The following is a 22,853-nucleotide window of genomic DNA, read 5'->3' on the forward strand; positions in this document are numbered from 1 at the left end:
TTTCCTGATCTGAAACATCCTTTTTTAATATAAAACTCGAACCACCTGCAAATATTATAGGTAAAGCCTGAAAATCACATTCAGGGTTTGTTTATCATGGTCATGTACCAAATCTCAAATAACAAATACATGCCCCGACGGCAGGCGGGGAATCACAATTAACAATTCATTAATGACCTAAACACCCCAGGCTAAGGTCATTATACCTAATAGGCTGGGGTGTTTCGAAATTCGGTAATTGAAATTTGAATATTATTTGTAATTTGTATTTTGTATTTTGGTGCTTGTTATACATTCATATTAAAACTCCTTTTATGACACCCTCTACCCTATAAAAATCCTATTTGTGTATTGCTTTATCCACCGCATCGAAACCTGCTTCCATAAATATCTCCGAAACGGTGGGATGCGCGTGAATAGAACGGGCCACATCATAAATTGTGCTTTCAATCTGCATGAATGCAGTAGCTTCTGCAATCATATCCGTGGCATTGGGAGCAATGATTTGCACACCCAACACTTCTCCATACTTGCGTTCGGAGAGCATCCGGATGTTGCCATCCTTAAAGCCTTCGATTAAGGCCTTTCCGTTGGCAGACAAAGGAAATTCGCTCACCTTGTAACTGACTCCCTGTTCCTGAAGCTCCTGCTCGGTAAGACCAATCTGAGCAATCTCCGGATTGGAATAAATATTCAGCGGATAATTGTGCAGGTTGATCTCTCCTTTAACTCCCTTGATCTTGTTGATAACAAATAAACCCTGTGCCGAAGCAACGTGAGCAAGGTAACTTTTACCATTTACGTCCCCAACGGCAAATACATTATCATAATTCGTCTTCAGGAATTGATCTGTCTTGAGAAACCCATTATCGTCCAATTCAAGATCGATTTTCGATTCGGGGATAACAGCTCCTCTGAAACTTGCATTAAGCACTTTATCGCAGGAAACTTCCTTATCCCCTACCTTCAGTTTGCCATTTTCATATCCTTTGATGTTGAGGTCAAAAATAAGGTCGATGCCATCTTTCTTGAGGCGGTTGTAGATATAATCGTTCAGATATTGATCGGCCTGGGGCAATAGATTCTTCCCGGGAGCAACCAAGGTCACTTTCTTACCGACCATCTGAAAAAACTGAGCCATTTCAACGGCAACACCACCTTCCCCTACCACTGCTACTTCATCCGGCAATTCATTCTGATCATATAAATGTTCCAGTTCAAGGATTTTGTCCTTTGGAATACCCTCATTCAGGGTGTTCGGATAAGAGCCGGTGGCGATAATGATATTTTTTGCCTCAATATTCCGGTTTTCCACGGTAACAGAATTTTGGGAGGTAATTTTGGCTTCTCCCTGTATGGTTTCAACCCCATTTTTTTTCAGAAGGTATTCCACACCGCCGGTCAATTTTTTGGCAATACGCAAGGCGCGTTTTTTAGCATTCCCCCAGTTGAAGCTCACCTTATTCATATCAATGCCATCTACACCGAAATCCTCTGCCTGCTTCAGCCTTTCATAATATTTGGCACTTTCTATAATGGCTTTGGAAGGTATACAGCCCCAGTTCAAACACATGCCTCCAATATCCTTTTTTTCAACCAGAGCAGTCTTTAATCCAACCTGACCGGCCCGGATAGCAGCAACATAGCCGGCAGGTCCTGATCCTATTATTAATACATCATATTCCATAATTATTGATATCTCTTTGTTAGTAAAACATTCAACATTAAATATTACTCCATGATAAGTGTGACCGGATCTTCAAGATAATTCATTAATGTATTCAGGAATCTGGACACTTCACCTCCATCCACAATACGATGATCCACCGATACGGATAATGGCAACATATGTCCGGGTACAACCTCATCATTTTCATTCACGACCGGCTTTTTCACTATGCGGCCAATTCCAAGAATACTGGCCTGGGGATAGTTGATCACGGGCATAGCAAACTGTCCCCCTATGGAGCCATAACTGGTCACGGTAAAGGTACCGCCTTTCATATCCTCCATAGTTAGCTCGCCATCCCGTGCCTTCCGGGCTATTTCATTGGTTTCCTGAGCCAGTTCAAAAACCGTAAGCTTATCTACGTGCTTAATAACCGGAACAACCAGGCCTTTCTCCGTATCTACGGCTATACCTATATTATAGTACCGTTTAAACAGCATGCGGTCGTTATCCTGATCAAGCTCGGAATTGAGCTGGCGGTGTTTCTCCAAAGCCCGAGCAGTTGCCTTAAGAATGAAAGGAAGGTAATTCAGTTTTATATCCTGATCTTTATATTTCTCTTTATATTTATTTCTGATTCTTACCAGCTCAGAAACCTCCACCTCATCCATTACCGTCATATGAGCGGCATTTTGTTTGGAGCGGCTCATATTTCTGGCGATGGTCTTCCTTATCTGTGTGAGGTCTTCATATTCCACAGCTTCCTCAGTCTCTTTACCGGCCTGCGGTGCAGACGGTCTCTCCTTCTTTTGCTGTTCGACATAATTGTAAATGTCATCTTTCATCACACGGCCGCCTGGACCAGAACCTTTGATGTTATTGATGTCGACACCCAGATCTTTAGCCAGTGCTCTGGCTACCGGTGTAGCAAGGGCCTTTTTCGTCGGCTTTTTCTCCTCTCCGGCTTCCTCTGCATGCTCAATTCCTTCACTGCTGGAGGGCAAATGTCCGCCTTCACCGGCTACTTCAATGGTACCAACGACTCCAGCACCTTCCTCTTCCTCAACACCTTCTTTGGAAGGTCCGGCGGGCTGCTTTTCTTCTTCCTTAACAGCTTCTTCACCTTCTACTCCTTCAATTTCAATTTCAGCCAGGGGATCTCCTACATTGATGGTTTCTCCTTCGCTGCCGTAAAGCGCCACAATGGTTCCTGTTTTAGGAGAAGGAATGTCGGTAGTAACCTTATCGGTTTCTACCTGTACCAGAGACTGACCTGATTCCACCTCTTGTCCTTTCTTAACATACCATTCTACAATGGTTCCTTCTTCAAGGCCCTCTCCTATATCGGGAAATTTAAATACGTGTCTCATAGTTTCTTAAAATTTGACGGTTCTTTCAATTTCATAATAAATTTTCTCCGGTGAGGGTATATAATGATGTTCTCCCTGTGGGAGGGGGAAGATGGTATCAAACCCGGTCACCCTTTTCGGAGGCGCTTCAAGATGCAGAAAGGCTTCTTCGTTGGCCACAGCCATGAGCTCACCACCGGGTCCAAAGCTCTTCGGTGCTTCCGTTACACTAATCATCCGCCCGGTTTTCTTAATGGAATTGGCAACAGTTTCCCTGTCTATCGGATAAATGGTTCGCAGATCGATCAATTCCACAGAGATTCCTGCTTTCTTTGCCATAGCGAGGGCCTTTTGAGTATCCCGCATCATGGCACCATAGGAAACAACCGTAACATCGGTCCCCTGTTGTACAACATTGGCCTTGCCAATCGGAACCTTAAATTTGTCTTCAGAAACCTCCTGTTTAACAGCCCTGTAAATCCGTTTGGGTTCCATATAAATAACGGGGTCTTCGCTTTCAATGGCTGATATCAAAAGACCTTTGGCATCGTGTGGAGTAGATGGGATAACTACCTTAAGGCCAGGAATGTGTGCATACAAAGCCTCCATGCTTTCAGAATGGTGCTCCAGTGCTTTAATTCCTCCACCATAAGGCATACGGATAACCAGTGAGGAAGTATACTTGCCCCTGCTCCGGTTGCGCATTCTGGAGACATGAGATACCATCTGATTGAAACCAGGATACGCAAATCCGGAGAACTGCATTTCTACTACAGGGTGTAGTCCGGCAACTGCCATTCCTACTGCAGAGCCGACAATTCCGGATTCCGCCAACGGGGAATCAAAAACCCTTTTTACTCCATACTTTTCCTGCAGTCCTTGTGTCACCCGAAAAACGCCACCTTCATATCCAACATCTTCTCCATATACTACAACGTTTTCGTTTTCCTTAAGTTCTGTATCAAGAGCATTGTTAATTGCCTTAACAAGCGTCATTACACTCATTTACTTACCCTCCTTCCATTTTAAGAATTTTTCATGATCATATAATTGTTTTTTCAAATCATCAGGCATTTCAGAATACTGATAGTTGAACACATCTTCCAGTGGATATTCCCCATAATTTTCCGCTTCTTCAAACTGCCTTTCCACTTCTTTTTTATACTGCTTATTGATTTCTTCTTCCTGATCATCGTTCCAAAGATCTTTGGCCGAAAGATATGCCCTCATTCTTTTCAATGGGTCCTTTTCTTCCCATTGCTGTTCTTCTTCCTTGGTACGATATTTTGAAGGATCATCGGAGGTGGTATGTGCTCCTTTACGGTAAGTTAACGCCTCTATCAAAACAGGCCCATTTCCTTCTCTGGCATATTTTGTGGCATAATCTGCAACACTAGTCATAGCAAAGAAATCATTGCCATCCACCTGAATACCTGGGATTCCATAAGCATAAGATTTAACCGCCAGGTTCCGGGAACTCGTTTGATTCTGAACTCCAACAGAAATGGCATAGTGATTGTTTTGAATGACAAAAACCACGGGAACTTTCCACACTCCGGCAAAATTTAGTGCTTCATGAAAATCCCCTTCTGATGTTCCGCCATCTCCAACAAAAGTATATACCACTTCATCTTTTCCCTGGTATTTGACAGCATAACCTACGCCAACCGCATGGGTCATCTGGGTTGCAATGGGAATAGAAATCGGCAGAAGATGTTTGGCATTTTCAAATTTCGAACCATCTTCATAGCCCATAAAATATAGAAAAGCATCCTTCAGCGTAGCTCCCTTGGCGAGCCACAATCCCAGTTCCCGGAAAGCGGGGACCACCCAATCATCTTCTTTGACGATCTGGGCGATACCGCCTGCAATTGCTTCCTGCCCATGGTTGGGCGGATAGGTGTATATTCTGCCCTGACGCTGATAATTTACAGTCATCAGATCGGCAGTCCGGGCAAACAACATGTCCTTGTATGCCTGTAAAACCTTATCATCAGCAAGGTCAGGCATCCATTTCTCATTGACGATCTTGCCGTCATCATCCATTACGTTGAAAAGCTTATTTTCTAATGGATCATACGCTTTAAACATTGGTTTCCTCCTTTATAATTTGACATTTTAAGTAAAATCATAAAATTTAACAAAACAGGCCAATTATTGTTTAAACCTCGTATCAAATAAATGCTGAGGGACTTAAACAATCTTCCCAAATAAACAATTAAAGGAAGTACGGGTATCAACCAAAAACCAGTACAATATACATCGCAACAAAATCAAAAGCGTTGCCCAAGCTTTTGAGCAATATTTGTTTGATCTTTAACTAGCAAACTTAAACAAGGAGGGTCCATCTAACCTGAATTATTCTTACCGCAGCTTTAGCTGCAAACAAATTTTTCATAACCTGATGATAGGTATCGATCTCAAAATTAAGCAATTTAACCAAATAACTTTTAAGATCGGCCCAAAGTAAGGCCTACCAAACTTTAGAATTTAACCCGAATAATTCAAGAATTATTCCTGTCTCCGACAGCGTCTTGCGGCACAGGCTCTGCATTTTATTCATATTAATAATAATGAATGATAAAGGCTAAAACCAACCGACTATATGATTATCAGGTTTTTCTTCGCAGATTTCTTTCAAATTTGGCCCTTGATATCATGCGGCCATGGCCCGGAAAAAATCTTTGGCACCCGATATCCCTCAGTTTTTTCCAGGTTTCTAGCAGTTTATTTTGATCATTGGCAAATGGCGGGTAGATTCCTAAACCGGTAATATTAAAAGCAGTATCACCAATAAATGCATCATGGTCCTTCAGAATAAGGGTTACAGAACCCGATGTATGGCCAGGTGTAGCCAAAATATAGCCTGATATACCATGCGGGCGGAGATCATACTGGTCATCCACCACAATGTCAGGTTCAACAGGTTCATATCTTGCCGTATTTTTCATCAAATGCCTGGCAAGATAAACGAGGATTTTGCTGAACAACTTCGTGCCTTTGGGAAAAGGCGTAAAACCGGCTCGAAGATTATCCACTTCATTGCGATGGACCAGTACCTGAGCCCCTGTAGCATCTTTCAGGGCTTTCAGATTACCCGTATGATCATAATGGGCATGGGTTAAAACGATCAGAGAAACATCCTGAGGTTTCACTTCATATTGCTCAAGGGCACGGAGGATATTCCGCTGTCTGCCTTCAATCCCCGTATCAATCAAAACAGATGAACTGCCGTTTCGTATCAAATACACATTGGCATTTCCGACGATAATTTTAACAATTGGATTATCAGAAGTATTCATATTATCAGAAGTTTATTGTAGCATTGGTTATTCAAGGTTATGATCAATGGTGCCGTCAGGCAGCATATTGTCGGGATGGGGGATATTGTTCTCCTCCATCCTGTAGCGCTCGCAGGATTCCCAGTCTCCTTTACAGTAACGGTCAATCCAGTATTTCGATAACTTACCCCGGTCATAAAAGTATTTTACGGGACACACCTGGTGCCACTTACATGTTTGACTCACAATAAGAAGCTTGCGGTAATTCTTCTCCAGTTTTTCAAAATTGGCGCTCTGATGAACAACCGTTGCAGGATGACGAAGCGGCAGTATTTTATATTTTCCGGCAATCAGCACCCTGCCAAAAAGCTCAGGGAAACTATAGCGATCGGGTATTTCCAGACCATATTTCTTCAGAAAATGCTTTGTAGGATGGTAACCGAGAGGAACAAGCACTTCCGGTCCAACCATTTCGATCTCCTGATCAAGATACACGCTGCATGTATCGATTTCATCCTGCCTGGGTTTCCGGCAATTGGGAAGAAAACACTTCAACAGATTGGTCATATAAAATGCTTCCCTGTTCAATCCTATGCGTTTACAAAGTTGATTCAGTACTTCACCTGACGGACCCAGAAACATCTTTCCCCTTTGATTTTCCTCTCTGCCCGGTGCCTGACCAATAATCACAATACGGGCTTTCGGGTCGCCTTCAGGGGGAACAGCCTGAACCCTGGACTCAGACAACCGGCAAAAACTACAAGTGCTGATCTTCTTCTCTAAGTCTTGTATATTTTCTTCTGCTGTTTTCAATATTCAGTATATTTATTTAGAGTCTGTCTAGAATGTTCGCTGGCAAGGCTCTTTCAAATCTATTTGACTTTATGGACAAACAACTATTTATCAAATTTAGTAATAAATGAAAAGGATGAACCCATATATTTTTATATTTTTATCCAAAATTTAGAAACTCGATTATTTAAAGACTTATGCTCGAGAAAATCAACACCTTTTTTAATGAAACGTTATGGGGTATCCGGCTGAATAAAATTACCGGAAGGCAACGAATATGGTTCCGCCTACTACGTACCATTGCATTAGCAATAAGGGGATTTCGTGAAGATAAAGTAGGGCTGAGGGCTTCAGCACTAACGGTATTTACCTTATTGGCGGTAGTTCCGGTAGTAGCCATGGCTTTCGGGATTGCCAAGGGTTTTGGATTAAAAGAATATCTGGAAAGGCAACTTCTGGCCAATTTTTCAGGCCAGGAAGAAGTACTGGATTGGATCATCCAGTTTGCCAATTCATTTCTTGAACATACCAGGGGCGGACTCGTCGCGGGGATAGGTCTGGTTATTTTGCTGTGGTCGATATTGAAAGTATTTTCCAACATTGAAAGTTCCTTTAATGCCATCTGGCACATACACAAATCCCGAAGCTGGCTCAGAAAGTTCAGTGACTATTTCTCCCTGATTCTCATTGCTCCTATTCTTGCCATCATATCCAGCAGTTCTGCGGTTTTCATATCAACCCAGATTGAACAAATTGCATCTGAAATTGATTTGCTGGGTTTCATAGCTCCCGTCATCTTCTTCCTGGTCAGACTGATCCCTTTTGTACTGATCTGGTTCCTTTTTACTTTTCTTTATATGTTCATGCCCAACAACAAAGTCAATTTCAGATCTGCCCTGATCGGTGGAATAGTTGCAGGTACAGCTTTTGTTATTGTTCAGTGGTTGTACATCTATTTTCAAATCGGGGTATCAAGATACAATGCCATATATGGAAGCTTTGCCGCCTTACCCCTTTTTATTATCTGGCTTCAGATAAGCTGGCTGATCGTCCTTTTTGGTGCCGAAATTGCTTTCTCCGATCAAAACATGCAACAATATGAATTTGAATCGGATGTTGAGAATATCAGCATATACAGCAAAAACATTCTGGCCCTCTTAATCATGCATTTGCTGGTTAAGAATTTCATGAAGGCAGAATCTCCGCTAAATGCTGAAGAGATCAGTAACCAGTTAAAAATCCCGATCAGGCTTGTGCGTAAAATACTCTATGAGCTGGTAGAATGCAAGATCGTCTCGGAAAGTGTGAGTCCCAATACCAAAGAAAGGGCATATCAACCGGGTCAGGACCCGGATAATCTTTCCATAGCCTACATTTTAGAGAAACTGGAACACAATGGAAAAGATAAAATTTTATCTATAGAGGGGAAAGCCCAGGAAAAAATAAAAAGCATCGTAGATGAGTTCAGGACAACCATAAACAATACGGAAGCCACCACACTGCTGAAAAAAATATAGTTTTACCTGGTTTTTTGTTTTTCATAATATGCTTCGGCAGTCTCTTCCAGCTCCCTGTACCAATCTTTGCCGTATCTGCGTATCAGTGCATCCTTTACAAAACGATAAACCGGTATTCCTTTCTGTTTTCCATAGCGTACAGCAGAACGGCAGATATCCCAATGATGATAATTAAGCGCTTCCAGGTTATCCATATGCTTTATCCTGATTGGATAAAGATGGCAGGATATGGGTTTTCTGAAGTGCACCCGATTCTCAAAATAAACATTTTCTATGGCACATTTGGCTATCCCGTCCTCAAAAACAGCATACGCACACTCTTCTGTCTTAACAAGGGGTGTAACAAGGTCTCCGTCATGATCAGTCACAACAGGACCTTGCTCCTCAATTGCCTGCTCACCTTCCAGATGAAGATAAGGCTTTATTTCGGGCAGAATCTCTGCAAGCACTTTGGCCTCTTCTTTTTCAACAGGTGCACCGGCAACACCTTCCACACAGCATTTCCCCTTACATTTTGCAAGATTGCACAGGAACTTCCGTTCAAAGAGATCAAGGCTTACCAGGGTATTACCTATTAGCACCATATTAGAAATAAAGATTATAGATTAATAACCAAATCACAAATACCAAATAACAAACAAGTTCCAATTACCAATGATCCAATTACCAAAACCTGAGAGGATAAGTTTGGAATTTCGATTATTGAATATTGATGATTATTTGAAATTTGTGATTTGTGATTTGTGATTTTAAAACTTTTCCTTTCAGTAACTCCTATCAGAATATAAGACATTTTCCCGTCATCTCTTCCGGTTGCTGTATGTTCATCAGCTTAAGCAGAGAAGGCGCCACATCTGCCAGAATACCATCCTTCACTGAATACTTGTTTTCGGATACCAGAACAAAAGGCACCGGATCGGTTGAATGCGCCGTATTGGGGCTGCCATCCTTATTTACTGCATTATCCGCATTTCCATGATCTGCAATTATAATAGCTTCATAACCATTTGCTTTCGCAGCTTCCACAACATCCCTGAGGCAACTGTCCACCGCTTCAACAGCTTGCCTAATGGCTTCATAAACACCAGTGTGACCCACCATATCACAATTGGCAAAATTCAGACAGATAAAATCCATCTCCTGTTTTTTCATCTCTTCCACAACAGCATCCTTCACCTCATAGGCACTCATCTCAGGCTTCTCATCATAGGTTTTTACTTCCTGAGGTGAATTGATCAGAATGCGTTTTTCATTATCAAACTTCTTTTCCCTTCCTCCGGAGAAAAAGAAAGTAACGTGTGCATATTTCTCCGTTTCGGCAATACGCAACTGCTTCTTATTGTTTTTGGCCACTATCTCCCCCATGGTATTGACAATATCCTCTTTTCCATAAATGACTTTAACCCCTTTAAAGGTTTTGTCATAATTGGTCATGGTGAGATAGTACAGCGGCATGGTTTGCATGCCGTGCTCAGGCATATCCTGTTGGGTAAGAACCTGTGTAATTTCCCGCAGACGATCGGTTCGGAAATTGAAACAGATCACTACATCATTTTCCCGGATGGTTCCGACAGGTTGATCATTTTCATCGGTAACGACGATGGGTTTGATAAACTCATCCGTTAATCCGTTGTCATAGGATTCCTGAATGGCTTGTACCACATCCTTAGTCTGCTTTCCTTTTCCATGTGCAAAAAGATCATAGGCCTCCTTGATACGGTCCCAACGCTTATCGCGGTCCATACCGTAGAACCTTCCTACCAGGGAGGCAATCTGCCCGTTGGACTGATTGAGGTGATCCTGAAGGTTCCCTAAATAACCTTTTCCGCTATAGGGATCGGTATCCCTGCCGTCGGTAAGGGCGTGAATGTACACTTTATCCAAGCCATAATCGCCGGTCATATCCGCAAGTTTATAGAGGTGCTTATCGGAACTGTGGACACCACCATCAGAAACAAGGCCTATAAAATGCACACCGGCATTATTCTCTTTGGCATACTGAAAAGCATCGTTCAAAACCTGATTCTGATCAAAAGTACCGTCTTCTATAGCCTTGTTGATGCGAACCAAATCCTGATAAACAACCCTTCCGGCACCAATATTCAAATGGCCGACTTCTGAATTGCCCATCTGTCCTTCAGGCAATCCAACGTTTTCACCGGATGCATGTAATCTGGAGTTGGGATATTTTTCCATTAGGCTGTCCATGTAAGGCGTATTCGCCGTATGAATAACATTTCGTTCACTTTCTTCTCCTAATCCCCAGCCGTCCAGGATAATCAATATAGATTTATTTTTATTGGTCATAATGTTTCAGTTTTAATAAAGTTTCATAAATTAAAAAGCTTTCTCTAAATACGAATAAAACCCCAAAAATACAAAAAACATTAGGAAGTGAATAATAAAAAAAATCACCGGCCAAAGTTTTGGCCGGTGATTTTTTTTATAAAGAACATGCAAAACTATTATTGCTTTAATTCATCTGGCATCCAGCTCTCAACGAGAACTTTGTGATCGTTATACCATTGGTCTGCAGCTTCCAGTTCGTCTTCGCCTTTTTCAATAGCATCCATCAGGTTATAAAGCTGAGTTTCATTCAGATTGAAATTGGTGAAAAACTTTTGAAGCACGGGGAAGTCTCCCTCAAAACCCTGACGGGTTACAATAGCACAAACGTCCTTGGGATAAATTTCCTTGGGATCTTCAAGATATTTCAGGTCAAAATCCGCCCACATGTGATGGGGTTTCCACCCTGTAATAATAATAGGATCCTGATTGTTATAAGCTTTTCTTAGACTGGCCATCATAGCGGGACCACTCGATGTTATCTGATTATAATCAAGGTCATATTCTTCAATGGCTTTTTCCGTATTCCCGTGAATACCGGCTCCACTGCCAATACCAATGATTTCGCCGTCAAATGTGTCAACGTGATCATTCAGTTCGGTAATTGAATTGAAATCCACATACTGGGGAACAACCAAACCGGTTGTACCGCCGCTGAAAGATTCTCCAATCTTATTCATCTGATCACCATATTTCTCCCAATAATCGCTGTGTGTATGTGGCAACCAAGCATCAAGCATCAGGTCGGCATCACCTTTGGCTAATGTGGCATAAATCGGACCCGGCTCAAGCGGAGTGATTTTAATATCATACCCTTTTTCCTCAAGAGCTGCTTTGGCCAGATGGGTAAAGGCAATACCTTCTGCCCAGTTGGGATACAAGATATGGACCTGCTCTGATTTGTTGGCAGCTCCTTCTTCTCTGGCACTTTCCTGCTGACCTCCCTGCTGACAGGAAGAAAAGCTCAGTACCGCCGCGGCCATAAGGACCGCGAAAACTGTTTTTAAACTAAATTCGAACTTTTTCATAATTAACTTCTCCTTTTTAACATTCATTAAACTTTAAATATTTTAAGTTGAACAATATACATTATTCTTCTTGTGAAACTTGCCTTCTGGAGATACCCAGAGCCTGAGTTACCCTGTCAAGGAAAATGGCAAGAATAACAATACCAAGCCCGGCTTCAAATCCCAAACCCATGTCGGCCTTCAGAATGCCTTTATAAACAGCCTGACCAAGACCTCCGGCTCCAACCATGGACGCAATCACCACCATTGACAAGGCCAGCATAATAACCTGGTTCACACCTGCCAGAATGGTTGGCTTAGCCAAAGGTATCTGAACCTTGTAGAGCAACTGTCTTTTTGTACATCCAAAGGCTTTTGAAGCTTCCACAACATCTTCCTGAACATTTCGTATACCCAGGTTGGTAAGACGCACTGCCGGAGGCAATGCAAAAACAATGGTTGCTACCACTCCGGGGACGTTACCTACACTAAAAAAGATAATGGCCGGTATCAGATAAACGAAAGGAGGCAACGTTTGCATAAAGTCAAGTATGGGACGGATAACTTTATCTGCCCCGTCATGCCTTGAGGCATATACACCTACCGGAATACCAATAAACAATGCAATAATAGCAGAAACCAATATCAATGCAATGGTCTGCATGGTCTCTTCCCAGTATCCCATAATGTGAAGCAAAAGCAAACCCAAAACAGCAAAAACGGCAATACCGCCTGCGGCTTTCCAGGCCCCTTTGGAGAAAAACTTACGCCCTTTGCTGTTGAGCAGATAAGCTATCAAAGCAAGAATCAGAATGGTAATATATGCAGGAGGAAATAAAAGAATGGTTTCCAAAAAAGTTACCATTGAATCAATTCCTGCGGAAATGCCGTTAAAAAAGCCGGATGCATTATCCGAAAGCCATTCTACTCCGCTCTCGACCCAATTGCCTAGTTCAATATCTATATTTATCATAGGTCAATTCCTCCTTCTTTTTTTATCTGTTTAACTTCTTCCCTGTTTTTGCCTATCATTTCAGCAATAACAGATGAGTGAACTACAACGCCAATTAACTTTCTGTTTTCATCCACAACAGCAAGGTTCAGATCGGTATCCAAAAACAGGGGCAACAGCTCTGCCACCGGTGTATCTGAGGTTACGGCCGTAACCTCTTCCTTCTCATACATATATTCCTGGATATTTCTCAACCCCTTGTCTTCCATTTCCTTCATATCCGTATCCTTGACAAATCCGATAAATATACCGTTTTCTCCAACAACAGGCATGGAAGTAACACCCTGGTTCCTCATTTTTCTGAGAGCAGCTCTGGGGCCATCCTGTTTAATCCTGACAGCATTGGGATTTTTAAACATCACCGAACCGGCAGTCACAATTCCTCCCCGGTCAACGTTCTCAACAAATGCCCGAACGTAGTCGGTAGCAGGATTGGTCAGAATCTCTTCGGGGGTGCCGGTTTGAACCATATATCCATCCTTCATGATGGCAATGCGATCGCCTAGCTTCAGTGCCTCATCCAAATCGTGGGTGATAAAAAGTATGGTTTTTCTTACTTTTTCCTGCAACTGAAGCAGCTCTTCCTGCATCTGAGTACGAATCAACGGGTCAAGCGCACTGAATGCCTCATCCATCAACAAAATTTCAGGATCGGTAGCCAGCGCCCGGGCCAAACCAACCCGTTGCTGCATACCACCGCTGAGCTGGCCTGTCATTTTTTCCTCATATCCTTCCAGACCAACAGTTTTAATCACATCGTATGCCTTTTTGATACGCGCATCTTCATCAACGCCCTGAATTTCCAAACCAAAAGCTACATTGGAGCTGACGGTCCGGTGCGGGAGAAGTCCAAAATGCTGGAAAACCATGGTCATTTTGGTACGGCGAAATTCCCTCAAGGCACGTTCATTGATTTGTATAATATCATTACCGTCCACAACTACCCTTCCGGCAGTTGGCTCTATCAAACGGTTAAAGCAACGCAGAAGTGTGGACTTACCGCTACCGGAAAGTCCCATTACAACAAATACCTCACCTTCCTGAATATCCAGATTGGCATCGCTCACACCCACCGTACATCCTGTCTGGTTCAATATTTCTACTTTGCTTTTACCTTGTTCCTGAAGCTCTTGTGCCTCTTTAAATCTTTTGCCAAAGATAACACTGAGATTTTCAACTTGAATTTTACTCATAAGATTATTATATATTGTAACATCAAATAGCCAAAAATATGGAAAAAATTCATAATTAAAAAATTATTGGCGAATAAATCTTCTGTAGAAACAATATTTCAATAGCTTTCCATCCCTGATAAACTGGAATGAAAAGCTATTGATGAAACCTGAATTTTTTCTAGAAATAATAACCAATATTGATATTGAAACGCTTATTCCAATCGGGATCTTCCACGCCTGTTCCAAGACCTTTTCCAAAGGAGCTTGTCAGCCAGGGCTGATTCTTACCCATGGCATAGTCAACATACGTATAGATACCACCTGCAGTGAATAACATACCGGGTACAAGGTGATGGGTATCGTAAAAGTTTTCATTGGACTTATCGATCAAAGTATAATCTATATAAGGCTGAACGCTTGATATGGGACCCCAGTCTACAGGAATGGTATAGGCCAGCCCGGCTACATATATATTTGCCTCAGTAGCTACACCACCGGAATAGAATCCCTCTTCAGCAGGGTCTAAACCACTGCCGAAATACTCATAACCATATGCACCCATTTGAATGACGTCCAGTTCATTTCCGTCATCACCTGTGGCATTGTAATCATAGTTGATAACCTCGGCTTTCAGGTTGAAATTGCCAAAATTTCCTACAACATGACCTGCAAAAGCAGTAGAAGTATTAATTTCATCTCGTTCGCGGTTATAAATACCACCTAACTGGGCAGAAACTCCAAGTTCCCAGCCTTCAGCTACGTCATATGCCAAACGTCCATTGAACTGATTCAGCTCGCTTAAAGTTGCTGATTCAGAAACAAATGAATTTGCTTCATCGTCCCAATATCCTCCTGTGCCGGGCACAATATCATAGGAATAACGGCCTGAGCCGGAACCGCCAAAGGTTACATCACCTCCGAACTTAGGTCCTTCAGGTTCCTGCTGACGGAAATAGGAAAACGAGAGTTTCAGCTTATCGCTGGGTGTATAGTCAAAATTAACACCCATGTCGTAATCGTCTTCCAGCCCTACATAGTAAGGACCCTGGAACCACCATGAGTGGGAAGCATAGGTTGTAATACCAAAAGGAACCTGTGTTACACCCAACTCCATGTAAAGATCATCTGAAAAAGCATAACCCAAATATCCATGATGGACAAAATGACTCCCGAATGTAGGATAAAAACGATATTCAAAACTCAAATCCACATTGGCCATGGAACCATCTACATTAAGACGCCATGTATCCCATGTAAAGGTAGGATTGCTTTTGGTATTATTATAACTGGAAGAGATGATGTTGTATCTGACTGCTCCTCCAAATGTAAAACCATCCTCGTCATCCTGCGCTGTAGACGAATTAGGAATTGTAAAAAATAACACCGTCAAAGCAACTAAAAAACTACTAAATAATTTGTTTGTCTTCATAAATTTTCATTTTTTGGTTAGAAATTAAAGCCTGTTCTGTTTAAATATGCACAAAACTAATAAAAAAATTATTCGTGTACGACATTTCATTTGATATATTTTAAATCTTTCTGATGGAACCCGCATGCAGCGACCTTCACAACAAGCATATGATTATCATGCCGGTTCCGTGCTGATACAAGCAAAGTTTGTGAATTTGGCTTGTAACTTAATTTAAATGTAAACATTTAATAAACTGTTAACCGAATGGAAAGCAATACCCCTTATTTCTTTCCAAACTCCATTATTCAGTAAAACCAAGATTCAAGGTTAATCTGAATTCAGGTATGGTTAACAAGAACTTTGCGCAATTGTTCAAACCCACCAGATCAAATACCATGCATTCGGTTATTTATGATGAAATGAGGGCCAAAGGCTCAGCGAAGCCAGAACGGGATGTTATTTATATTTTTGTAATAGAGATTCGCCGCATGCAGGTTTCATTATTCATACCTTCGACCATAGCCAAACGGATACAACGGATCTTCCGAATCATAGGGAACATCAGGCAATTGATTTTCAACAGTCTCCATGGATGAGGGCAATTCGACAGGCAGTTTCCCCTGCGGTTCAGCCCTTCCGAATATGACATCCAGGATGGCATCGGTCTCGTTCTCGAAATCCGCAATCAAACCCTCAGTTTCTTCGGCGATTTCAGGTATCACTGCCGGCCGGTCAAGCGTGATAACCACGACAGATGGTTTTTCAGAAATTTTATTGATAATTCTCCGTTTTTCAACATCCATAAAAGCCAAACTTCCCTGACGGAACAATCTTTCCAGCAGCATGTCGTTCCGGGCTTCATAGGGAGCCTGAAGCTGGAGTATGATAAAATCCGCCTCATCCCGATAAGAAACCACATGGCCGTATTGGCCGGCCAGCTTTTTATTATCCATGCCCTCGATATATACTTTACTGCCTTCTTCCAGAGGCAACAGATTATTCTCGTTTTTCAGCAACACCATGGATTTGCGTTGAGCTTGCTTCCCTTTTCTGACAAATGATTCATCCCTGACCACTTCCCGCGCCTCTGCAGGATCAACATAAGGATCATCAAACAAGCCCAGCCTGAATTTATCCCTCAGGATTCTTCTCACTGAAGTATCTATTCTGCTTTCTGCGATCGCCCCTGAACGCACCAGTTCGACAATCATCTCAGGTGATGACTCACCCCCGAACATATCACATCCGGCATCGAGTACCTTTACAACACGCTCTTTTTCTGTTAGGTTTTCCACACCCCAGGCTCTGGCATCCCGGAACTTCCCATCGGTAATGATGCCCCAATCGGTGCAGACGACTCCATCAAAATTGTATTTCTCCCTTAACAATCCGGTAATAATTTTCTTGTTAAAGCCAAAAGCCACATCCTCATATTCCGATCCTTCAGGTACGGCATAATAAGGCATAATTTGGGCAGTATTGGCCGGAAAAGCACCTTCTTCAAAGGGAATCAGATGATAATCAAAATTGTTGCCCGGATAAACCTGATCCCTTCCGTAGGGAAAATGGGGATCATCACCACCCTTTTGTGGGCCCCCGCCGGGAAAGTGCTTGGTCATGCAGGCCACGCTGTTGCCATCCAGGCTATCGCCCTGCATTCCCTCAATATAAGCTTTGACCATTTTGGCGCTCAAATGAGCATCCTCTCCAAAAGTGCCGCTTATCCTCCCCCACCGGGGTTCGGTGGCCAGATCAGCCATGGGATGCAGCGCCTGCGTTATTCCTACAGCGCGGTATTCCTGACGGACCGTTTCACCAAATTCCCTGACAAGCGCAGTATCTCTTGTGGCTGCCAGTCCAAGAAAAGAAGGCCAGGTGGAGAAATATTCGGTGAAGACATTTACAGTAAAATTCTTTAGACCGGAATGACGGGGATCGGTGGCTATGGTAACCGGAATACCCAATCGCGTGCGCTCTGCAAGTTTCTGAATGTTGTTGTTCCACTTTGCCATAACTTCCGGCGGATAGGACTGAGCTATATTAAAATGATTTAATTTTTTATCCACCACCATCTCCGAATTCCGTTCCATCAGGAAAGTCAAAGGCGCATACAATCTTGCCCATTCCAATAAACTCCCGTCCCGGTCCATACCCGTCATGGTGATGAACATAGTGCCAGCCTTCTCCTCCAGTGTCATCCTTTTTAACAGATCATCAACTCTTGCATCAACCGGTTCCCGGGGGTCCTCATACACATCCAGAAGGTTGTTGTTATTCAGATCCCGGAATTCTCTGCCGTCAACCTTCAACGCTCCGGCTTCAGGACCCAGTATTTGCATATTGATTGATGATTCTATGGTGCATCTCATCAGATATACACCATAAGAACCTGCCACCAGGACAATCAATGATATCAATATCCATCCTGATATTTTGAGTACTTTTTTCATAAACCATTGCCATATTTAGAGTATAGCCGGAAAATCAAACTTAATCAACCAGCTATATAAAAACCCAAAACTACATTGATATGAACGGGAAAAAAAATTATGGGGCTACTTTTCGTCAATGATGCATTCTGCTATGATTGCCAGTCCGGATCTGTTCTACAGGTTTGAAATGCTTAAAAGTATTGAATTCACAAATAAAATTCATACATTTAAAAACTCATTATTCACTTAGGTTCTCATAAAGCACTTGATAATCTGATTTATAAAAACACTAAAACTATGAACTCCCGACGTAACTTTATTAAAAAAGCAACAGTTCTTGCATCCGGTATTACCATTTTACCAAGCTTCACTGTGAGTGGCCTGGGGCATAAAGCGCCAAGCGACAAAATGAACATAGTTGGAGTAGGCATTGGAGGAAAAGGTTTTGCCAATTTAAAAGCCATGGCTACCGAAAATATTATCGGACTGTGTGATGTGGATTGGGAATATGCCGATAAGTGTTTCAAACATTTCCCCAATGCCAGGAAATATTGGGACTGGAGAAAAATGTTCGATGAACTGGGTGATTCCATTGACGGCGTCATGATATCAACACCGGATCATACACACGCCATTATTGCGGCAAGGGCTATGGAATTGGGCAAACATGTATATTGTCAAAAACCTCTGACCCATTCCATTTACGAATCGCGCCTGTTAACCAGGCTGGCTGCCAAACAAAAGGTAGCCACTCAAATGGGCAATCAGGGCAACTCCGGAGATGGTGTCCGCAGGTTGTGCGAATGGATTTGGAACGGTGAGATCGGGGAGGTACGTGAAGTGCACACCTGGACAAACCGTCCGATTTGGCCGCAAGGTTTGGAACGTCCCTCCGAAAAGATGAAAATACCGGAGCACCTCAACTGGGATCTTTTCATTGGCCCGGCTCCGATGCGCCCTTACAACGAGATCTATCATCCATGGAACTGGCGTGGATGGTGGGATTTTGGCACAGGTGCCTTCGGTGATATGGCCTGCCATGTTATCGATCCTGCCTATCAGGCCTTAAAGTTGGGATACCCGGACAAAGTTCGTGGAAGCTCAACCGAATTCAACACCGAATCGGCACCCGAGGCAGAAACAGTGGAATATTCCTTCCTGTCAAGGAAAAGCCTGTCAAAAGTTGACATGCCTTCTGCCAAGCTTTACTGGTATGACGGCGGATTGCTGCCGATGCGCTCAGATGTGATCCCTGAAGATGAAGACCTTATGGAAGACAACATGGGAGGATGCCTCTTTATAGGATCCAAAGACGCCCTTCTGTGCAATACCGGCGGATATAACCCCCGGCTGGTCTCAGGCAGAGTACCCCGGGTAGAACCTCAGCTCAGACGGATACCCGGTGATACGGATTCGGGTTATGTGGACGGACCCCATGAACAGGATTGGATCAGGGCATGCAAAGAACCGGCGGAGAGCAGGACGGAAACATCATCCAATTTTTCCTATGCCGGGCCATTTAATGAAATGGTACTGCTTGGTGTACTGGCCGTGCGCTTGAAAGCCCTTGGCAAGCCCCTGCAATGGGACGGTGAAAACATGAAGATAACCAACATTTCTGAGAATGAAACTTTGCAAGTAATGACAAGCGATGATTTTGAGATAAAAAACGGGCATCCGCACTTCAATAAACAATACGCAACACTGAATGCCCTGGAAACTGCCAGGGAATACATCAAACATACTTACCGTGAAGGATGGGAACTTTAACCCGAATAATTCAAGAATTATTCCTGTCTCCGACAGCGACTAAGTCGGGGTTAAAATCCTTTCAAAATTGGATTTGAAACCAAAACCACAATGAAAATGAAGAGTCATTCTGCAAAAAGTGAAACAAATATTTCTTACTTATTGACTATAAGTATTATAGCTTCATTAGGCGGTTTAATGTTTGGTTTTGACATGGCCATCATATCCGGTACTGTTCCTTTTATCACGGACTATTTCGATTTAAGTGATCTGCAATTGGGCTGGGGAGTTAGCTCAATGCTGGTGGGGGCTGTCATTGGTGCCATGTTTGCAGGCAATCTGGCCGACCGTTTCGGAAGAAGGCGTATGCTTATTATAACTGCCCTGTTTTTCGCCATTTCAGCTTTAGGCACGGGGCTGGCCCAGAATTTCACCTTTTTCTACATGATGAGGATATTGGGAGGCATAGCAGTTGGTGCAGGTTCTGCACTTTCACCCATGTATATCTCCGAAGTTTCTCCTTCACAATACCGGGGAAGAATGGTGGTTTTATATCAGATGTCCATTGTTGTGGGTATCTTAATTTCCTATATAGTAAATTATGGGTTGCATGATATAGGAGAAAACAACTGGCGCTGGATGTTTGCCACAGGGACACTGCCTTCGGTCATATTCTTCGTCCTTCTGTTCATAGTACCCAAGAGTCCCCGCTGGTTATATAAAAAAGGGTATACCAATCAAGCATACAACATACTTAAAAATGTCGGAGGTACAGCAAACGCGGATTATGAGATCGCTGAGATAAAGGAAAGCCTTAAACAGGCACATGCCAGATTTCGTGAATTATTTCAGCCCGGCTTACGGCGTGTCATGATCATAGGAATTGTTCTGGCCATATTGGTGCAGATGACCGGTATCAATACCATCATTGATTATGCTCCCAAAGTGCTTGAAGATGTTGGAGTCGAAGTTGGAGAGGCCCTTTTTTACAATATCGGCATCGGGCTCATTAATTTTTTGTTTACCTGGGTAGCAGTGTTACTGATCGACCGGGCAGGCAGGAGAAAATTGTATATTGTAGGTTCTGCAGGGATGGTAATGGCTATGGTATTTCTCTCCGTTGCCTTCTCACTGGAAAATGTCAGTGGAATCTTAATCCTTGTGTTTATGTTTCTTTTCATAAGTTTCTTTGCTTCCTGCATCGGACCGGTATTCTGGACACTTATGTCGGAAATATTCCCGAACAAGGCCCGCGGAACGGCTATGTCGGTAGCTGTAGTTACCAACTGGATATTCAACTGGCTGGTGGTATTTATCTTCCCGGGGATGATGGGATCGTACGGGGGAACTGTCACCTATGGATTCCTGGCAGTAATGAGCCTCATCCTTCTGATTGTTGCAGTAAGGTATCTTCCCGAAACCAAGGGAAAAACGCTTGAAGAGATAGAAATGATCTGGCAGCCCAAAGACTAGTTTATGTTGGATGAGTCCGGGCTAAAAAATGTTATACTTAAATAATTCTAATTATGAAAGCATCCATGACATCCAAAGAACGCATACACAAAGCCCTCAGTCACGAAACTCCCGATAAGATGCCCATTGACATGGGAAGCACCGGCGTTACCGGGGTTCATTGCCTTATTGTTGAAAAACTCAGGGAATATTACGGCCTGGATAAAAAGCCGGTCAAAGTGATCGATCCTTACCAGATGCTGGGCGAAGTAGATCAGGAGCTGATCGACATCATTGGCATCGATGTGATCGGGGCCGGTGGGAGAAACAACATGTTCGGCTTTCCCAACGAAAACTGGAAAGAATTTGAGACGCCCTGGGGCCAGACCGTGCTGGTGGGAGAAAAATTCAATCACAGCTATGATGATGACGGCAGCATTCTTATTCATCCGCAGGGAGATACCTCCGCTCCACCCAGCGGACGTATGCCTAAGGACAGCTATTTTTTCGATACCATCATTCGTCAGGAGGCTTTTGATGAAGACCGGCTCGACCCGAAGGACAACCTGGAAGAATTCGGCTATGCAGATGAAGAAGATATAGAACACTGGAAAAAAGTGGTGGAAAACCTAAAAGGTACAGATAAAGCCGTTATCGGTAATTTCGGTGATACCGGACTGGGTGATATTGCCCTGGTGCCCGCCCCGTTTATGAAGTATCCAAAAGGCATCCGCGATATCACCGAATGGTACATGTCAACCGTAATGCGCCCGGACTATGTAAAAACCATATTCGACCGGCAAACCGACATTGCTATTGAGAATATGAAAACACTCAAAGATGTGGTTGGCGATACATTCGATATTCTCTACATCTGCGGCACCGATCTCGGTACGCAGGATTCTCAGTTCTGCTCACCGGAGACATTCGACGAGCTATGGCTGCCCTATTACAAAAAAGTGAACGACTGGATCCATCAAAACACCAACTGGAAAACTTTCAAGCACTGCTGCGGCGCCATCGAACCCCTCCTGCCCAACCTGATCCGGGCAGGCTTCGACATCATCAACCCGGTGCAGATCAACGCGGCCGGAATGGATCCCCGACACTTGAAACAACAATATGGCAACCAGGTGACCTTCTGGGGCGGCGGCGTCGACACCCAGAAAGTGTTGCCCTACGGCAAACCGGAACAGGTCAGGGAGGATGTGCTGCGGAACTGCGAAATATTTTCAAAGGACGGCGGGTTTGTATTCAACACCGTTCACAACATCCAGGCCAACGTGCCCCTGGAAAATGTAGTGGCCATGATCAATGCATTCAAAGAATTTAATGGGGAGAAATAAGGAATTGTCCTGAACATTTGATATTTTTGGATCAATTAATAACACCCATCGAATGGGAAAAATACTTATAATCTATGGAACAACTACTGGAAAATGTCAGCTATTGTATTGAATTCGGCAAGGTAGACCAAAAAACGCCCTATCCTCCGGACATGAAAGGAAAAGAAGGAGCGGATGAACTCACCCGCCAGGCATTGAATGAGGGTTTCAAGGCAAAGGAAATTTTGGATAATGCCCTCTTTCCTGCTATGAGCAGGGTGGGAGAAAAATTCAAGGCCAACAAGATCTTTGTCCCCCAGGTGCTGATGTCGGCAA

At 43.2% G+C, this 22,853-nt stretch carries 18 protein-coding genes; 5 read left to right on the top strand and 13 right to left on the bottom strand.

What is annotated here, in order from left to right:
* Positions 1-340: 340 nt before the first annotated feature.
* The 6 genes from lpdA to KGY70_05930 all read right to left on the bottom strand — a co-directional run bounded on the left by lpdA (position 341) and on the right by KGY70_05930 (position 7,112).
* Positions 341-1,687, bottom strand: a complete 1,347-nt coding sequence (lpdA, locus tag KGY70_05905) for a dihydrolipoyl dehydrogenase (GenBank protein ID MBS3774699.1) — start codon at positions 1,685-1,687, stop codon at positions 341-343.
* Between the two features lie 44 nt (positions 1,688-1,731).
* The gene (locus KGY70_05910) at positions 1,732-3,039 is read right to left on the bottom strand and encodes a 2-oxo acid dehydrogenase subunit E2 (protein MBS3774700.1); all 1,308 of its coding nucleotides are present in this window, start codon (positions 3,037-3,039) and stop codon (positions 1,732-1,734) included.
* A gap of 6 nt (positions 3,040-3,045) precedes the next feature.
* A complete protein-coding gene (locus tag KGY70_05915) occupies positions 3,046-4,023 on the bottom strand; it encodes an alpha-ketoacid dehydrogenase subunit beta (protein MBS3774701.1) in 978 nt (325 codons plus the stop codon).
* Complete coding sequence (gene pdhA / locus KGY70_05920) at positions 4,024-5,109, bottom strand: pyruvate dehydrogenase (acetyl-transferring) E1 component subunit alpha (protein MBS3774702.1); 1,086 nt, start codon at positions 5,107-5,109, stop codon at positions 4,024-4,026.
* Between the two features lie 521 nt (positions 5,110-5,630).
* Positions 5,631-6,320 (bottom strand): MBL fold metallo-hydrolase, encoded by a 690-nt coding sequence (locus KGY70_05925; protein MBS3774703.1) that lies wholly within the window; start codon positions 6,318-6,320, stop codon positions 5,631-5,633.
* 27 nt (positions 6,321-6,347) lie between these two features.
* Positions 6,348-7,112 carry a uracil-DNA glycosylase gene (locus tag KGY70_05930; protein MBS3774704.1) on the bottom strand — a complete coding sequence of 255 codons (765 nt, stop codon included), beginning with the start codon at positions 7,110-7,112 and terminating at the stop codon, positions 6,348-6,350.
* A gap of 176 nt (positions 7,113-7,288) precedes the next feature.
* Here KGY70_05930 and KGY70_05935 point away from each other — a divergent pair, with 176 nt between their 5' ends.
* Positions 7,289-8,608 carry a YihY family inner membrane protein gene (locus KGY70_05935; protein MBS3774705.1) on the top strand — a complete coding sequence of 440 codons (1,320 nt, stop codon included), beginning with the start codon at positions 7,289-7,291 and terminating at the stop codon, positions 8,606-8,608.
* A 2-nt stretch (positions 8,609-8,610) separates the two neighbouring features.
* Here the strand turns inward: KGY70_05935 and KGY70_05940 are convergent, their stop codons facing one another.
* The 7 genes from KGY70_05940 to KGY70_05970 form a co-directional block, all read right to left on the bottom strand.
* Complete coding sequence (locus KGY70_05940; GenBank protein MBS3774706.1) at positions 8,611-9,192, bottom strand: DUF3109 family protein; 582 nt, start codon at positions 9,190-9,192, stop codon at positions 8,611-8,613.
* A 193-nt stretch (positions 9,193-9,385) separates the two neighbouring features.
* Positions 9,386-10,915 carry a 2,3-bisphosphoglycerate-independent phosphoglycerate mutase gene (gene gpmI / locus KGY70_05945; GenBank protein ID MBS3774707.1) on the bottom strand — a complete coding sequence of 510 codons (1,530 nt, stop codon included), beginning with the start codon at positions 10,913-10,915 and terminating at the stop codon, positions 9,386-9,388.
* Between the two features lie 158 nt (positions 10,916-11,073).
* Positions 11,074-11,982 (bottom strand): glycine betaine ABC transporter substrate-binding protein, encoded by a 909-nt coding sequence (locus KGY70_05950; GenBank protein MBS3774708.1) that lies wholly within the window; start codon positions 11,980-11,982, stop codon positions 11,074-11,076.
* A 61-nt stretch (positions 11,983-12,043) separates the two neighbouring features.
* Complete coding sequence (locus tag KGY70_05955; GenBank protein MBS3774709.1) at positions 12,044-12,934, bottom strand: proline/glycine betaine ABC transporter permease; 891 nt, start codon at positions 12,932-12,934, stop codon at positions 12,044-12,046.
* Complete coding sequence (locus KGY70_05960; protein ID MBS3774710.1) at positions 12,931-14,166, bottom strand: glycine betaine/L-proline ABC transporter ATP-binding protein; 1,236 nt, start codon at positions 14,164-14,166, stop codon at positions 12,931-12,933. The genes KGY70_05955 and KGY70_05960 overlap by 4 nt, the downstream gene beginning before the upstream one ends.
* A 160-nt stretch (positions 14,167-14,326) precedes the next feature.
* Complete coding sequence (locus KGY70_05965; GenBank protein MBS3774711.1) at positions 14,327-15,538, bottom strand: hypothetical protein; 1,212 nt, start codon at positions 15,536-15,538, stop codon at positions 14,327-14,329.
* 521 nt (positions 15,539-16,059) lie between these two features.
* Complete coding sequence (locus KGY70_05970; GenBank protein ID MBS3774712.1) at positions 16,060-18,009, bottom strand: glycoside hydrolase family 3 C-terminal domain-containing protein; 1,950 nt, start codon at positions 18,007-18,009, stop codon at positions 16,060-16,062.
* Positions 18,010-18,288: 279 nt separating this feature from the next.
* Between KGY70_05970 and KGY70_05975 the strand changes: the two genes are divergently transcribed.
* From KGY70_05975 to KGY70_05990, 4 genes are all read left to right on the top strand, one after another.
* The gene (locus KGY70_05975) at positions 18,289-19,761 is read left to right on the top strand and encodes a Gfo/Idh/MocA family oxidoreductase (protein MBS3774713.1); all 1,473 of its coding nucleotides are present in this window, start codon (positions 18,289-18,291) and stop codon (positions 19,759-19,761) included.
* Between the two features lie 96 nt (positions 19,762-19,857).
* Entirely contained in the window at positions 19,858-21,213 is a 1,356-nt protein-coding gene (locus KGY70_05980; GenBank protein ID MBS3774714.1) for a sugar porter family MFS transporter, read from the top strand.
* Between the two features lie 65 nt (positions 21,214-21,278).
* Complete coding sequence (locus KGY70_05985; GenBank protein MBS3774715.1) at positions 21,279-22,538, top strand: methyltransferase; 1,260 nt, start codon at positions 21,279-21,281, stop codon at positions 22,536-22,538.
* A 74-nt stretch (positions 22,539-22,612) separates the two neighbouring features.
* Positions 22,613-22,853: B12-binding domain-containing protein (locus KGY70_05990; protein MBS3774716.1), on the top strand; the 241-nt coding region annotated here is incomplete at its 3' end.

This window comes from Bacteroidales bacterium (assembly GCA_018334875.1).
Taxonomy (GTDB): domain Bacteria; phylum Bacteroidota; class Bacteroidia; order Bacteroidales; family UBA12077; genus JAGXLC01.